This window comes from Myxococcus sp. XM-1-1-1, assembly GCF_020037095.1.
GTDB lineage: Bacteria > Myxococcota > Myxococcia > Myxococcales > Myxococcaceae > Myxococcus > Myxococcus fulvus.
Genome location: NZ_JAIQDH010000005.1, coordinates 81,020 through 95,465 on the forward strand (window position 1 = coordinate 81,020; position 14,446 = coordinate 95,465).

Sequence of the window (14,446 nt, forward strand, 5' to 3'; positions counted from 1 at the left end):
CCCGGTGACAGTCCGGGGGCCTTGGGCGTAGAAATCCGCCCATGGCGAAGGAGAGCTACGACGACCTCATCTTCCAGTTGGGAGACCTGTCCCGCGACAGGCTCCCGGGCAAGCCGACCTGCCCCCGCTCCATGGACCGCGTCTACAAGGCGGAGGAGGCGGTGGTGGCGCGCCGCGAGGAGCTGGCCGCGTTCGAGCAGGAGATGAACGACGAGGATGCCGCCTACCAGGCCTTCCTCGACGAACAGGAGCAGGAGAAGGCCGGCCACCAGGCCATCGTCCGCAAGTGGAAGAAGGCGGTGGATGCCATCGACGGCAAGGTGAAGGACCTGCGCAAGACGCTCGCCAGCCGGCGCGCGGAGCTGCGCTACGCCGCCGACGGCCTCATCAAGCTGGAGAAGAAGATCGCGGACATGGAGCTGACGCGGCAGGACCCCGCCCGCATCGACACCGCGCGCACCAACCTCAAGAAGAACCGCCTGACCCAGATGCGGCTCGGCCGGGAGGTCGAGGACCTGGACGCGCGCCTGGCCACCGCCCTCACCCCGGAGCCCGGCCAGCCCGGCGCCCCCGGCATCCTGGCCCACAAGCGCCTGCTGGAGATGGAGGACGAGGCCGAGGCCCGCAAGGAGGAGCACGAGGCGCGCATGGCGGAAATCGACCAGTCCATCGCCACCCTCGAGGAACAGGTGAAGGCCGCCGAGGATTATCTGGACCAGGCGCTGTTCCTGCTCGGGGAGGACGTGTACGCTCAACGCATCGCTGATCCACAGCTGGCCGCTTTCTACCCCCGGCTCGATCGCGCGCAGTGAGGGACCCTGGCTCCCGTAGTGCTTGACGTCAGGGGTATGTCTGCTACATTGCGCCGCTTCCTGGGGACCGCAGATTAGTTCGCGGGCCAGATCATTGATTTTATTGGGTTTTTCCGCGCCTACGCGCGCTGGCAGTGTGAGGACGACGTGAAGGGTCTGATTGGCAAGAAGATCGGAATGACCCAGGTGTTCACCGACGAGGGCAACCTCGTTCCCGTGACGGTCATCGACGTGAGCACCTGCCAGGTGGTGGGCAAGCGCACTCCCGAGAAGGATCAGTACTCCGCGGTCACCCTGGGCTTTGGTGAGATCCGCGAGAAGATCCTGAACAAGTGCGAGCGGGGCTTCTTCAAGAAGAACAACGCCCCCTACCGCCGGCACCTGAAGGAGTTCCGCGTCACGGTGGAGGAGGCGACCTCCTTCAACGTGGGCGACGCCGTCAAGGCGGACCTGTTCTCCAAGGGCCAGCTCGTGGACGTCACGGGCGTGACGAAGGGCCGCGGCTTCTCCGGCGTCATGCGCCGCTGGAGCTTCAAGGGTTCGCAGACGAAGACGCACGGTACGCACGAGTACCAGCGTCACCCGGGCGCCATCGGTCAGCGTAAGACGCCGGGCCGCACCTACCCCAACAAGAAGATGCCGGGTCACTACGGCGTGGAGCAGGTCACCACGCAGAACCTGACCGTCGTCGACGTGGACCTGGAGAAGGGTCTCGTCCTGGTCAAGGGCGCCGTCCCGGGCCACAACAACGCCATCGTGTACGTCCGCCCGAGCATCAAGGTGGCCATGCGCGAGCAGCACAAGGCCGCGCGCCGCGCCTGATCCGCTGTCCGAGCGGCTTCGTCTGAAGCCCTCATGACGCCCCGCCTCCGGGCCCGATTCGTCGGGCATCCGGGCGGGGCGTTCGCTTTTCCGCCTCTGGTTCCCCCGCGGTGAGTGGGCACAGGTGTGTCCCGCCGTGGGAAGCGTGGTGGACCATCTTCCGTCCTCGGGGGCTGTCGGGCATCCGGAAACGTTGAGAGGTGGTCGGCGCGGGAGCCTCGGGGTGAAAATAATTCCGCCTCCTGGGCTCCGTGGCTTGTCTGGCGTGGAAGGCGTGTGCACATGGATGCGCCATGAAGGGGCCTGGCCGTCGGTGACGCAGGCGCCCTGGCACACGTCGGCCCAACCCCTTGGGCCGGGCAGGAACCATGAACGCACGCACGCTCCGCGTCTTCGCACCACTGGTGGTCTGGCTGGCGGCCTCGGCGGCCGCCGCGCAGGATGACGAGGCCGTCCTCGACAACGTCGTCGTCCGCAACCGGCTGTACGAGCCGGGCGGCAAGCTCGAGGTGTCCCTGGGGGTGGGGCTGCCCCTCCAGACGCACCTGACGGCGCACTACTTCTTCAACCTCGGCGTCGCCTACAACCTCTTCAACACCTTCGCGGTGGAGGCGCGCGCGGGCTACGCGGCCAGCCGCCACACGGGCCTGGCGCGCTCCATCTCCGAGAGCTTCCTGGCGCGCGAGGACAAGCGCGTCACGGACGAACTGGAGGACCTCTGGGAGATGAACCTCCACGGCGTGGCGGGCATCCGCTGGGCGCCCATCTACGGGAAGCTGAGCCTGGTGTCGGACCTGCCCGCGCACTTCCAGGCCTATGTGTGGGCCGGCGGCGGCCTGGGCAGCTTCCAGCGCAACTCCGTCATCCAGTGCTCGCAGGTCGTCAACCGCCAGGCGGGCGTCTGCGACAACCGCACCTCGCTGGATGACCGGGGCAGCGCGTCGGAGGACTACTGGGTGCGCGAGACGCGCGTGGCGCCCATGGTGTCCGCGGCGGTGGGCTTCCGCTTCTTCATCCTCGACAAGCACGGGCTGCGGCTGGAGGTGCGCGACTGGGTGTTCCGCGACAACTACCGCGTCAACCTGGTTCGCGAGGACTGGGAGGCGGGCCGCGTGACGGGTGAGTCCGCGTCCAGTCCGGGCCTCACGCACCTGGTGCAGTTCGACCTCGGCTACACCTACTCCTTCTAGGGCACCTTCGAACCATGCGACCGATTCTGTCCCTCGCGCTCCTCGTCGCGGCGGTGGCCCAGGCGGCCCCGCGCTTCCCGACGTCCGCGGCCTTCCTCGCCCAAGCCGAGGAGGCGCCGTCCGTGCCCGCTCCGGGCGCGGAGACCTCCGTGCCGCCGCCTCCCGCCGCGCCTGAGCCGAAGCTGGAGGCTCCCCGCGCGCCGACCTCGCGTCCGGAGCCCACCGTTCCCACGCAGTCCGCCGAAAAGCCCTCGGTGCAGCCCGCGCTCGCGCCGGTGCAGGAGGAGCTGCCTGCCCAGGAGGACACCGAGCCCGCGGTGGCCGAGCCCGCGCGCGAGCACGACGTGGACGCGCCGGTGACGCCGGATGACGCGCCGGTGCTGGCCTCGTCCGACGAGGCCCCGCGCACCACCGACGCGCAGCAGCAGCGCCTGGTGAACGGCGCGCCGCTCTACAACCCCAACGTGTCGCTGCACATCGTCCAGAAGAAGCGCTTCGCGGACGAGGGCAAGCACGAGCTGGCGCTGTACCCGGCGGTGGTGCAGGTCAACGGCAAGTACACCAACCACGCCGGCACCGCGCTCCAATACATCTACCACCTGCAGGAGAACTTCGGCCTCCAGGTGACGGGCCAGTACAACTGGCACACCAACGAGAGCGGCTTCAACCTGGAGCTCATCGACAAGGTGCGTGAGCAGGCGCAGGCGGCCTCGTCGCTCTTGTTGGTGTGGGGCGCGCAGGCGGGCGTGGAGGTGACGCCGCTGTACGGCAAGTTCGCGTTCCTGGACAACAAGCTGGCGCAGTTCAGCCTGGTGCTCAGCGGCGGCGCCGGCATCGGCTCCACGCGCCACCTCATCCGCCCCGCGGTCTCCAACGAGGTGGACGGCCAGCGCTACGACGTGCCGGCGCGCTTCGGCGACACGGGCACCAAGTTCCTGGGCTCGGTGGGCGGCGGCTTCCGGCTGCAGTTCGGTGAGTCCTACGCGTTGCGCCTGGAGGTCCGCGACCTCATCTACACGGCCCGCGTGGACAAGGTGGACGGCTGCAACCTGGCGGACTTCGAGGCGCTGGAGGCCGCGCGCTCCACCGGGCAGGACTTCGCCGCGCTGCAGCTGAGCGGCAGCTGCAACTACCAGAAGTTCGACGGCGTCGACCCGAAGACGAAGAAGAACTACCGCGAGGACATCATCCTCGGACGCGACCTGGTGGCCGAGCCGTCCTCCGACGTGCTCAACAACATCAGCTTCTACGCAGGCTTCTCGTTCCTCTTCTGATTGCGCCATGAAGGCACGACTCGCCATGAAACGACTGCTTCCTCTCCTCGCCGTCCTGGCTCCGCTCGCGGCCAGCGCCCAGGACCCGGGCGGCTACAACCGCGCCCTGGCCGCCTTCAACGCGGGCGACCTCGACACCGCCGCGCCGCTCTTCTTCCAGGCCTCCGAGGCCGGCGGCGACGCGCAGACGCAGGGCAAGGCGGAGTACTTCCTCGCCCAGTCGCTCGCGAAGAAGGGCCTGCCGGTGGCGGCCTTCATCTCCTACGCGGCCATCGTCAACGCCGGGCCCTCGCACCCCTCGTACCTCAAGGCGGTGGAGGGGCTGGTGGACATGCAGCAGCAGTTGGACGAGCAGAACCTCATCCCCAGCATCCTCAACCAGGCGTACTCGGACGAGGTGAGGGACCAGTGGGTGACGCTGCCCAAGGAGGTGCTCGCGCGCATCAACTACCTGGTGGGCACGGTGAGCCAGCGTCGCATGCGCTTCGAGGAGGCGCGCTCGCTGCTGGAGGCGGTGCCCAGGGACAGCCGCGTGTACGCCAAGGCGCGCTACCTGCTGGGCGTGGTGCTGGCGGACCCGCGCTTCCCCGGCCGTCCCGGTGAGGGCGAGGCGCTCGACAAGGAGGCGCTGGCCGCCTTCAACGTCGCGCTGGCCTCCCAGGAGCCGCAGGTGGAGCTCAAGGCGACGCAGCACCTGGCGCTCATCGGCCTGGGGCGGCTGCACTACCGCCGGGGCGAGTACGCGGAGGCGACGGCCGCGTACGAGCGGGTGCCGCGCTACACGCGCTACTGGGACCAGGCCCTGTTCGAGAACGGCTTCGCGCGCTTCCAGAACGAGGACTTCGGCGGCGCGCTCGGCAGCCTCCAGGCGCTGCACGCTCCGCAGTTCGCCGGGGCCTTCCAGCCCGAGTCGTGGATCCTCAAGTCCACCGTCTATTACTACTCGTGCCTCTACGACGAGGTGAAGACGACGCTGGCGGCCTTCGACGAGTTGTACGGCCCCATGGCCAGGCAGCTCGAGCCCTTCACCGCCGAGGACGGCGACCTCATCCAGGCCTACAACCTGGTGGCCGCGGAGAACCGTCGCCTGCCGCGCCCGGTGTACCTGTGGCTGCGCAACAACGAGCGCATCCGCGAGGTGATGCGCGTGCTGGCCCGCGTGGACCAGGAGAAGCGCGAGCTGTCCTCCGGGCCCTGGCGCGGCACGCCCCTGGCGACGCAGACGGTGGCGTCGCTGGAGGAGATTCGCGGCACGCTGCTCCAGGTGGGCGGGACGCTGGCCCGAAGCCGCATCCGTGAGGCGGCCGACAACCTGCGCACGTTCTCCGACCAAGCCGAGATCATCCGCGTGCAGACGGCGCTGGATGAGAAGGACCTGCTGCAGGCGGGCCTGGACCAGAAGGCGCTCCTGACGCGCCAGTCGCTCTACCGACCGAAGATGCCGGGCGCGGCGTGGAACTACTGGAAGTTCCAGGGCGAGTTCTGGATCGACGAGATTGGCTACTACCAGTACACCTTGAAGCGGGGCTGCCCGGCGAAGACGGCGGACGCCCAACCGTGACATTCCGGGCACACGGTGCCCGGCCTTCGTACCCAAGGGGACCTCCTTCGCGCACATCGTGTGCCGGGGTGGTCCCCTTCGTGTTTCCTGCGTCGCAAGAGCCGTTCCACACCACTTCTCATTCAGGGTAGGCGCGTCTACTTTCGTTCGTCCCTCGTCGCCGGGTGAATGACTGCTCGGGGGGCGGGGCGGCGTCACAGGCGGGAGCTCGCATGAAGGTGGTGCTTCGTTTCGGTGCGCTGGCGGTGGGCGTGGCGCTCGCCACCAGCGGGGTGGGGGAGGCGGCGGAAGCGCCGGCGCGCAAGGCGGCGAAGAAGCCCGCGGCTTCGGCGTCGAAGAATCCAGGGGCGGACAAGGGCAGGAAGGGCGCCCAGGCGAAGAAGGCCGAGGAGAAAGCTCAGCCTCCGCCCGGCGTCGCGCCCGAGGACGTGCGGCGAGGCCCCGCGCGCGTGAAGCCCGCGACGGCCAAGTTCGCGGACATCCCGCGCATCGCGGACTCGCGAAAGAACGCGCTGGCGGACAAGAAGCGCGACGAGGCGATTGAGGCCTTCAAGCGCCTCATCCCCAAGCTGCAGGACGGCAACCAGCAGAAGGCGGAGATGCTCTACCGCCTGTCGGAGCTGTACTGGGAGAAGTCCAAGTACCTCTACCAGCTGGAGATGGACCGCTTCCTGGCGGAGGAGAAGAAGTACGACGCGGCCGTGGCCCGCGGCGAGAAGGCGGAGCCGCCCAAGCAGGACCATCGCGACAGCGAGCGCTACCGCACCGAGACGATGGGCATCTACGAGGACATCCTGCGCGGCTACCCGCAGTACCCGCAGCGCGACGAGGTCCTCTTCTCCATGGGCTACAACCTCTACGAGCTGGGCCGCCGCGACGACGCCGTGGCCCGCTACGAGGAGCTCATCAAGGAGTTCCCGCGCTCGCAGTTCGTGCCGGACGCGTACATCCAGCTCGGCAACCACTACTTCGAGTCCAACAAGCTCATCCCCGCCAAGGCCAACTACGAGAAGGCCCGCGACTCCGGCGTTCCGAAGATCTACGCGTACGCCGTCTACAAGCTGTCCTGGTGTGACTACAACACCGGCGACTACGACGCGGGCCTGGCCAAGCTGCACGAGGTGGTGGACTACGCCGCGAAGCAGCCTGAGCTTGGCGACCTGCGCACCGAGGCGCTCAACGACCTGACGGTCTTCTACGTCCAGCTGGACCAGCCCAAGCAGGCCATCGCGTACTTCCGCGAGAAGGCGCCGGCGAAGCGCCAGGGACGGCTGCTCGCGAAGACGGCCGCGGGCCTGGTGGACGCGGGACACTTCGACAGCGCCATCCTCCTGTACCGCACGCTGGTGGATGACGAGCCCATGGGCGCCAACGCGCCGGAGTACCAGCAGGCCATCGTCCGCGCCTTCGAGGGCTTGAGGAACCGCCAGCAGGTCCGCAAGGAGATGAAGCGGATGGTGGACCTCTACAGCCCGGGCGGCGAGTGGTGGAAGTCCAACGAGGGCAAGGCCCCCGTGCTGCGCAACGCCTTCAACGTCACAGAAGAGGCGATGCGGGTGATGGTGACGGAGTACCACCAGGAGGCGCAGAAGACGCGCCAGGTGGAGACCTACCGGCTCGCGCGCGACATCTACAAGCAGTACGTGGACGCCTTCGCGTCGAACGCGAACCCGGAGTTCGTGGCGGACTCCGCCTTCAACCTGCGCTTCTTCTACGCGGAGATCCTCTGGGCGCTCGAGGAGTGGCAGGCCGCCGCGGCCGAGTACGACGCCGTGGTCGCCTTCCAGATTCCGGACCGCGACTCGGCGCGCGAGGTCTCCAACGAGAGCTACCGCAAGAGCGCCGCGTTCAACGCCATCCTCGCCTACGACAAGCTGGTGAAGATTGAACGGGGCCAGCTGGCCAAGAGCGACCTCAAGGACGGCCAGAAGGTCGACGAGAAGAAGGACAAGGGCGACGTCGCCCGCCAGAAGATCGTCAAGCGCGACGCGAAGGAGAAGCAGGAGGAGGCGCTCACGAAGTTCGAGGAGCGGCTGGTCTCCGCGTGCGACGTCTACGTGAAGCTCTACCCGGGCACGCAGGATGAAATCGACCTGCGCTACCAGGCCGCCGTCATCCTCTACGACCGCAGCCACTTCGTGGACGCGGCGCGGCGCTTCGGAGAAATCATCGAGAAGTTCCCGGAGGAGCGCCGCTCGCGCGACGCCGCGGACCTGACGATGTACGTGCTGGAGAGCCGCCAGGAGTGGCTGGAGCTGGCCACGCTGTCGCGCAAGTTCCTCGAGAACAAGAAGCTGTCCAAGCCCGGCTCCGAGTTCGCCGCCCGCGTCGCCCGCGTGGTGGAGGGCAGCCACTACAAGTGGGTGGACGAGGTCGTCTACAAGCAGGAGAAGAACCCGAAGAAGGCCGCCGAGGAGTTCCTCAAGTACGTCAAGGAGTTCCCCAAGTCGGAGAACGCGGACCGCGCCCTCACCTACGCCATGTCCATCGCCCAGGAGGCGGGGGAGCTGGACCGCGGCATCGAGGCGGGCGAGCGCGTGCTGGCCGAGTACCCGCGCAGCCCCTTCGAGCTCAAGGCGCGCTACACGCTGGCGGGCCTCTACGAGAAGGTCGCCGACTACCGCAAGGCCGCGACCCTGGCCGAGTCCTTCCTCTCCAGCTACGACGCCGCGCTGAAGGCGGGCGATGCGGAGGGCAAGAAGGGCAAGGACGCTCGCGCGAAGACGGTGGCGAAGAAGGGGGACACGCCGGGCGCGGAGGAGGACGCGGACTCGCGCCGCTCGCAGAAGGCCGCCGAGCGCAAGGCGCTGGTGGCCGAGGCGGGCGCGTGGGTGGCGGATGCCCAGTTCAACGCGGGCGTGTGGTGGGAGAGCGCCGGCGAGGCCCAGAAGGCCGTGGCGGCCTACAACGCCTACGTCACGCGCTTCCGCGACCGCAAGGACGTGCCGCAGGTGGCGTACTCCGCGGCGCTCGTCTGGGAGAAGGAGCGCAAGTGGAGCGAGGCGGCCCGCGCGTTCGGCGCCTTCGCGGACGGCTATGGCCGCGACGCGCGCGCCACGCCCTCGCAGCTGTACCTGGCGCGCTACCACGAGCTGCTCGCGTGGCAGCAGCTCAAGAACGTCCGCGAGCAGGAGCGCGTGCAGACGGAGCTGGTGCGCGCCTGGGGCCGGCTGCCCGAGGCCACGCGCAAGGAGGACGCGGCGCTCAACGCCTACGCCCACGCGCGCTTCCTGGCGCTGGAGCCGGCGTGGAAGCGCTACACGGACATCCGCTTCTCGCGCGTCGCCACCATCCGACGGGATTTGACGGCCAAGCAGCGGGAGATCCAGCGCGTGGAGAAGGAGTACCTCGCGGTGCTCTCCACGGGCTCGGGTGAGTGGGGCATCGCGGCGCTCACGCGCATCGGCCTCGCGTACGCGGACTTCGCGCGCAACATCATGGACTCGCCGGACCCCACGGGGCTCGACGAGGAGCAGCTCGGCATGTACCGCTCGGAGCTGGAGAACCTGGCGCTGCCCCTGGAGGACAAGGCCAACGAGGCGCTCGAGAAGGCGCTGGAGAAGGCCTACGAGCTGGGCATCTACAGCCCGTGGACGCTGGCCGCCCAGGACCAGGTCAACCGCTACCACCCGGGCACCTACGCCCAGGTGCGCAAGGTGGGCTACCGCACGCACGACTCGCTCGCGGCGGCGGAGCTCGCGCGCGAGCCCGGTGGCCCCTCGGGCGCGACGGCCACGCCCGCGGTGACGCCGGAGCCGGGCGCTCCCTCGATTCAGCTCCCGCCGGTGGAGGGCGCGCCGAAGACGCCCCTGCCGGAGGACAGGACGCAGGCACCCACCGCCCAGGTCCAGGAGGTGCGGCCATGACCCGCGACGCGAAGAACGCCTTCACGCCTCACACCGGAATGATGCCGATGAAATGGTTCCGCTCGCTCGTCGTCGGCTCGCTGGCCTTCACGGCCGCGTGCGCGACGGGCCCCCAGACGAAGCCCACCACCACCAGCGCGCTGCCGGAGAAGCCCACGGCCGCCGCGCCCTCGACGACTCCGGAGGCGACCCCCGCGGCGCCCAAGGAGACGTCCACCATGGCCGAGCAGTTCGCGGCGGCCATCAAGTCCTACGAGGCCGGTGACCTGGACGCCGCGCGCCAGGGCTTCGAGAAGGTGCTGGTGATGTCGCCGCAGACGCTCAACGCCCAGTTCAACCTGGGCGTCATCGCCGAGCGGCAGGGCCGCGTCGACGACGCGCGCACCGCCTACGAGAAGGTCCTGCTGCTGGACCCGGCCCACACGCCGTCCGTCGTCAACCTGGCGGGCGTGTACCGCGCGCAGGAGCGGGGCGATGACGCGATTGCGCTGTTCGAGAAGGCCTTGAAGACGCCGGGCCGCGCGTACGACGCGTCGCTGCTCAACGGGCTGTCCGCGACGTACCGGCACCTGGGCAAGCTGGACGAGTCCGAGGCCACCGCGCGCCGCGTGCTCGAGCGCAACAAGGACCACCCCGGCGCGTACAAGAACCTGGCCTACGTGGCCTACGCGCGGGAGAAGTACCGGCAGGCGGAGCTGCTCGTCGGCACCGCGCGCAAGCACGCGGAGAAGGACCCGTCGCTCTACAACCTGCTGGGCATGGTCTACCTGAAGCTGGATGAGCGCTCGCGCGCGCTGGCCCAGTTCCAGAAGGCCGTGTCGCTCGATGACCGGTACGCGCCGGCCTACGTGAACCTGGGCGCGCTGGCGCTCAGCTACCGTGACTACGCGGGCGCCGAGAAGGCCTTCACCCGCGCCACGGAGCTGGAGCCCGACTCCGCCGAGGCGCGCCTGTCACTGGCGTGGGCGCTGGATGGCCAGAAGGGCAAGGACCCGAAGAAGGGCATCGCCGCGGGGGAGACCTTCGAGAAGGTGCTCGCCAACCGCGCGGACCTGCCCGAGGCCGTGTGCGGCGCGGGCTGGGCCTATGCCTCCGACCGCACGGGCTGGGAGCGCGCCATCGGCTTCCTGGACCGCTGCAAGACGCTGGAGTCCACGTCTGAACAGGACCGGCAGATGATCACCGCCAAGGTCACGGGCCTCACGAACATGCTCAAGGCCCCGCCGCCCGAGGCCGCGACGGCCGGCGCGGAGGGCGACAAGAAGGACGAGGCCACCGGCGGTGGGGGCAACATGCTCAACAGCCTGCCGCAGGACGCGAACGCTCCGGAAGGCGCACCGGCCGACGGCGCGCCCGCCGAGGGCACCGACGCCGCGGAAGCGACGCCGCCCGCCGACGAGCAGGCCCCCGCGGGCGCGTCCAACGCCGTGCAGCAGGGAACGGACGCCCAGGCGCCCGCGCCCGTGCCCACGGCCCCGCCGCAGCAGGACGCGAAGCCCGCGCCTGCTCCGTAGGACGGCAGTCCCTACAGGGCCGGGAGGAAGTTTTTTCCTCCCTCCGGGCCCTGGTTTGGAAGGCGGCGAGCGAGTTCCATAGGATTCAGGGACTTGGGTGTGGATCGCCTCGTGCAAAGAGTCGCGGGTACCCAACTCGGAACCCGCTGTCACACCCGAGGAAGCAAGAGGAGGTCTGGAGATGCGGCGACTGGCAGCGACGGTGACGATGATGGGCCTGCTCGCGGCGCCGGCGGTGATGGCGCAGGAGCAGTCAAAAGACTCGGTGAAGATCATCCAGGAGGAGGACCGCACGGTCTTCCGGAAGAAGACGGTGATCGACTTCACCGATGTCGCGGTGGAGGGCGAGCTGACGAAGCCGGAAGGCTCATACGTGCTCCACCGCAAGAAGACGGACTTCCAGAGTCTCATCAAGGTCCGGGAGAACTTCGACCCGGAGCTACAGAAGTCCGTCGACAACCTCTAGCGGCGGCGGTCAGGCGTTTTCGGGAGCGGAAGGGAAGAAGGAAGAACTTCATGGCGGCGGCGAAGAACAACGGCTTGACCCTTCGAATCACGGGGCCTGATGGCTCCACGGTGGAAACCGTGTCGGAGGCGGAGAGCGTTATCGTGGGGTCGGGCGCCCAGGCGGCGGTGAAGGTTCAGGATCCGCGGGTCTCCAATCTCCACGTGATGCTCAAGGTGGACAAGGATGGTTCGGTAACGGCCATCGACCTCGGCAGCGAGGGCGGCACGGAGGTGAGCGGCCAGAAGCTGGTCATCCCCACCGCGCTCAAACCCGGGGATGTGCTGCGCGTGGGAGGCACGCGGGTGGAGGTCCTCTTCGGAGGCTCCGACGAACCCGAGCGTCTCGCACCCGCGGGCGCGAAGGTGGCGGGACCGCGCTTCCAGGGCTCGTTCCAGGGCTCTGTGACGCAGCGGACGCCCACTCCGCCGCCCGTGAACCGGACGGTGCCGGAGGTGGTCACTCCTCCGTCGGCGGCGGGCGGCAACACGCGAGGCGGCTTCGTCTTCACGAATCCGCGTCCTGCTCCCTCGGCGAACGTCGGCGGCCTGCGCACCGAGCGCGTGGCTCCGCCCGGCCTCAACCGCGTGGGACCTCCGCCTCCGCCGCCCATGGCGCGCGAGGAAGCGCGGCCCACGCCCCGGGTGGACACGCCGCCCGTCGCGGCGGCCCCGCGTCGCGCGGTGCTGCCTCACCTGCAGGAGCAGCTCCCGCCGGAGGCCATGCCCACGGCGCGGGAGAAGGTGCTCCAGGTGTCCATGCTGTGGGGCGACACCCTGTTGCAGGTGCAGCACTTCAAGGACGGCGTCCCCGTCACCATCGGCGAGGGCAAGAAGAACTTCTTCCACGTCTTCGCGCCGACGGTGGGCAAGCGCCACGAGCTGGTCATCAGCCGCGGTGACGTGCTGGAGGTTCACGCGCCGCAGGGCACGGGCGTCATCGTCACCGAGCGCGGCAACGTGAAGTCGAAGGACACGCTGCGCGCCGCGGGGCTGCTCACGGGCACGCCCGAGGACAAGGAGCAGGTCTTCAAGCTGGGCCTGCATGACCGCGTCGAGGTGTCGTTCGGCACGGTGGCCTTCGTCGCCCGGTACGTGAAGCCGTCGCCGGCCATCGCCGCCACCTCGTTGGCGGAGGCCGACTACACGTTCTTCAAGATCGTCAGCATCTGCCTGCTCGCGGGCGCGGCGGTGGTGGCGGCCATGGCGCTCACGCCCCGCTCGGAGCAGGCGCCGGCGAACGACATCTTCGAGTCCCAGCAGCGCGTGGCGAAGTTCCTCATCACCCCGGAGAAGAAGCTCGAGCAGAAGAAGCTCCAGCTGTCCGGCGTGGAGGAGGGCGCGAAGGCGAAGGACGAGGAGGGCAAGTTCGGCAAGGAGGAGGCCAAGCAGGCCGAGGCCGCGCCGTCCAAGCCCGGCACGCCCGTGGTGGACAAGACGAAGAAGGAGAAGGACCGCCAGGTGGTGGGCAAGGTCGGTCTGCTCGGCGCGTTCAAGGGCCTGAAAGGCGGGGCCTCGGACGTGTTCGGCCCCGGCGGCTTCGGCACCGGCCTCAACAACGCGCTGGGCGGCCTCAAGGGCGGCGCGGCGATGGGTGACGCCCAGGGCGTGGGGGGCCTGGGTTCGCGTGGCTCCGGCACCGGCGGTGGCGGCACGGCCATGGGCATCGGCGGCCTGGGCACCAAGGGTGAGGGACGCGGCGCGGGAGGCTCGGGCGGCATCGACCTGGGCGGCCGCGGCAAGTCCATCACCAAGGTCATCCCCGGCAAGACGACCGTGGTGGGCGGCCTGGACAAGGACGTCATCGCCAAGGTCATCCGGCGCCACCAGAACGAGATCAAGTACTGCTACGAGTCGGAGCTGAACAAGGACCCGAGCCTCGCGGGCAAGGTGGCGGTGGCCTTCACCATCGACCCGGCGGGCATGGTCTCCGACGCGACGGTCTCCGAGTCGACGCTGGGCAACTCCCGCGCGGAGCAGTGCATGATCTCCCGCATCCGTCGCTGGAAGTTCCCGGAGCCCAAGGGCGGCGGCGTGGTGGCGGTGACGTACCCGTGGATGTTCTCGCCGGCGGGCTCCGAGGGCGAGGGGTAGTCACGCGGGTGTAAAGCCCGGGACGGCGCTCCGCCGTCCCTCCAAGTGGCGTGGACGGAACGGTCCACGCCATTTTCATTCCCGCCCCTCATTGCCGGAACGAGGGGGGCGTCATTAACGTCCGTCGCCACTTCCGGTTGGACCGGAGGGGCACCGCGTGGGGAGGACCCGTGAAGAAGTCCCAGCTCGTTGCCGCGCTCGCCTTGCTGTCGTCTCCGGCCCTCGCGGCCACGCCGCCGGAGGGAGTGGAGTTCCAGCCGCGCCGCGGCTTCTACACCGACACCAACGTCGGCGTGTTCTTCACCGTGGGCGGTGAGAACGCGTACTCGAACGCTCAGACCTACCTGCAGCTCGGCATCGGCTACGACCTGACGGAGCGCATCTCCCTGGGCGCGCACTTCGGCATGGGCTCGTCCGCGCAGAACTGCTTCGCGGGCTACCTGCCGGGCACCGAGACGTGCTCGCTGTCCGACAACTTCACCATGCAGTTCCTGGACATGTCGGCCGCGTACCACGTGCCGCTGATGAACCGGCTGTACCTGACGCCCAAGCTGGTCGCGGGCTACACGCGCATGGACCCGGCGCCGGTGGACCCCGACGAGAACGATCCGGGCCGCGCCGTCAGCTCGCCCAACGCGGGCGTGGGCGTGGGGCTGGAGTACGCCACGGGCATGGACCACTTCACCGTCGGCGCGGACCTGCTGGCGCGCTACGTCATCGGCCCCAACATCACGTCCTTCGCCATCTTCCCGAAGGTGAAGTACACGTTCTGAGCGTGGGCTGAGGGCTTCACGGGAAGAAACGCCGGG

10 protein-coding genes are annotated in these 14,446 nt (G+C 69.1%); all 10 read left to right on the forward strand.

Going from position 1 to position 14,446, the window contains the following annotated elements; translation table 11 throughout:
- Nucleotides 1-41 precede the first annotated feature (41 nt).
- The 10 genes from K8640_RS12795 (at nucleotide 42) to cglE (ending at nucleotide 14,410) form a co-directional block, all read left to right on the forward strand.
- Nucleotides 42-812: a hypothetical protein gene (locus K8640_RS12795; protein WP_223747295.1), complete on the forward strand. Its 771-nt coding sequence runs from the start codon at nucleotides 42-44 to the stop codon at nucleotides 810-812.
- A 147-nt stretch (nucleotides 813-959) separates the two neighbouring features.
- Nucleotides 960-1,634 (forward strand): 50S ribosomal protein L3, encoded by a 675-nt coding sequence (rplC, locus tag K8640_RS12800; RefSeq protein ID WP_074951747.1) that lies wholly within the window; start codon nucleotides 960-962, stop codon nucleotides 1,632-1,634.
- A gap of 368 nt (nucleotides 1,635-2,002) precedes the next feature.
- Nucleotides 2,003-2,824 (forward strand): outer membrane beta-barrel domain-containing protein, encoded by an 822-nt coding sequence (locus K8640_RS12805; protein WP_223747296.1) that lies wholly within the window; start codon nucleotides 2,003-2,005, stop codon nucleotides 2,822-2,824.
- 14 nt (nucleotides 2,825-2,838) lie between these two features.
- Nucleotides 2,839-4,098 (forward strand): outer membrane beta-barrel domain-containing protein, encoded by a 1,260-nt coding sequence (locus K8640_RS12810; protein ID WP_223747297.1) that lies wholly within the window; start codon nucleotides 2,839-2,841, stop codon nucleotides 4,096-4,098.
- A 25-nt stretch (nucleotides 4,099-4,123) separates the two neighbouring features.
- Nucleotides 4,124-5,659, forward strand: a complete 1,536-nt coding sequence (locus K8640_RS12815; RefSeq protein ID WP_223747298.1) for a tetratricopeptide repeat protein — start codon at nucleotides 4,124-4,126, stop codon at nucleotides 5,657-5,659.
- 212 nt (nucleotides 5,660-5,871) lie between these two features.
- Nucleotides 5,872-9,525 (forward strand): tetratricopeptide repeat protein, encoded by a 3,654-nt coding sequence (locus tag K8640_RS12820; RefSeq protein WP_223747299.1) that lies wholly within the window; start codon nucleotides 5,872-5,874, stop codon nucleotides 9,523-9,525.
- The gene (locus K8640_RS12825; protein ID WP_223747300.1) at nucleotides 9,522-11,039 is read left to right on the forward strand and encodes a lipopolysaccharide assembly protein LapB; all 1,518 of its coding nucleotides are present in this window, start codon (nucleotides 9,522-9,524) and stop codon (nucleotides 11,037-11,039) included. The genes K8640_RS12820 and K8640_RS12825 overlap by 4 nt, the downstream gene beginning before the upstream one ends.
- Nucleotides 11,040-11,220: 181 nt before the next feature.
- Nucleotides 11,221-11,505: a hypothetical protein gene (locus tag K8640_RS12830; protein WP_063789782.1), complete on the forward strand. Its 285-nt coding sequence runs from the start codon at nucleotides 11,221-11,223 to the stop codon at nucleotides 11,503-11,505.
- 50 nt (nucleotides 11,506-11,555) lie between these two features.
- Nucleotides 11,556-13,637, forward strand: coding sequence for a TonB family protein (locus tag K8640_RS12835; protein ID WP_223747301.1), 2,082 nt, complete (start codon nucleotides 11,556-11,558; stop codon nucleotides 13,635-13,637).
- Between the two features lie 170 nt (nucleotides 13,638-13,807).
- On the forward strand, nucleotides 13,808-14,410 hold the full coding sequence (cglE, locus tag K8640_RS12840) for an adventurous gliding motility protein CglE (RefSeq protein ID WP_223747302.1): 603 nt from the start codon (nucleotides 13,808-13,810) through the stop codon (nucleotides 14,408-14,410).
- The last annotated feature ends 36 nt before the right edge of the window (nucleotides 14,411-14,446 follow it).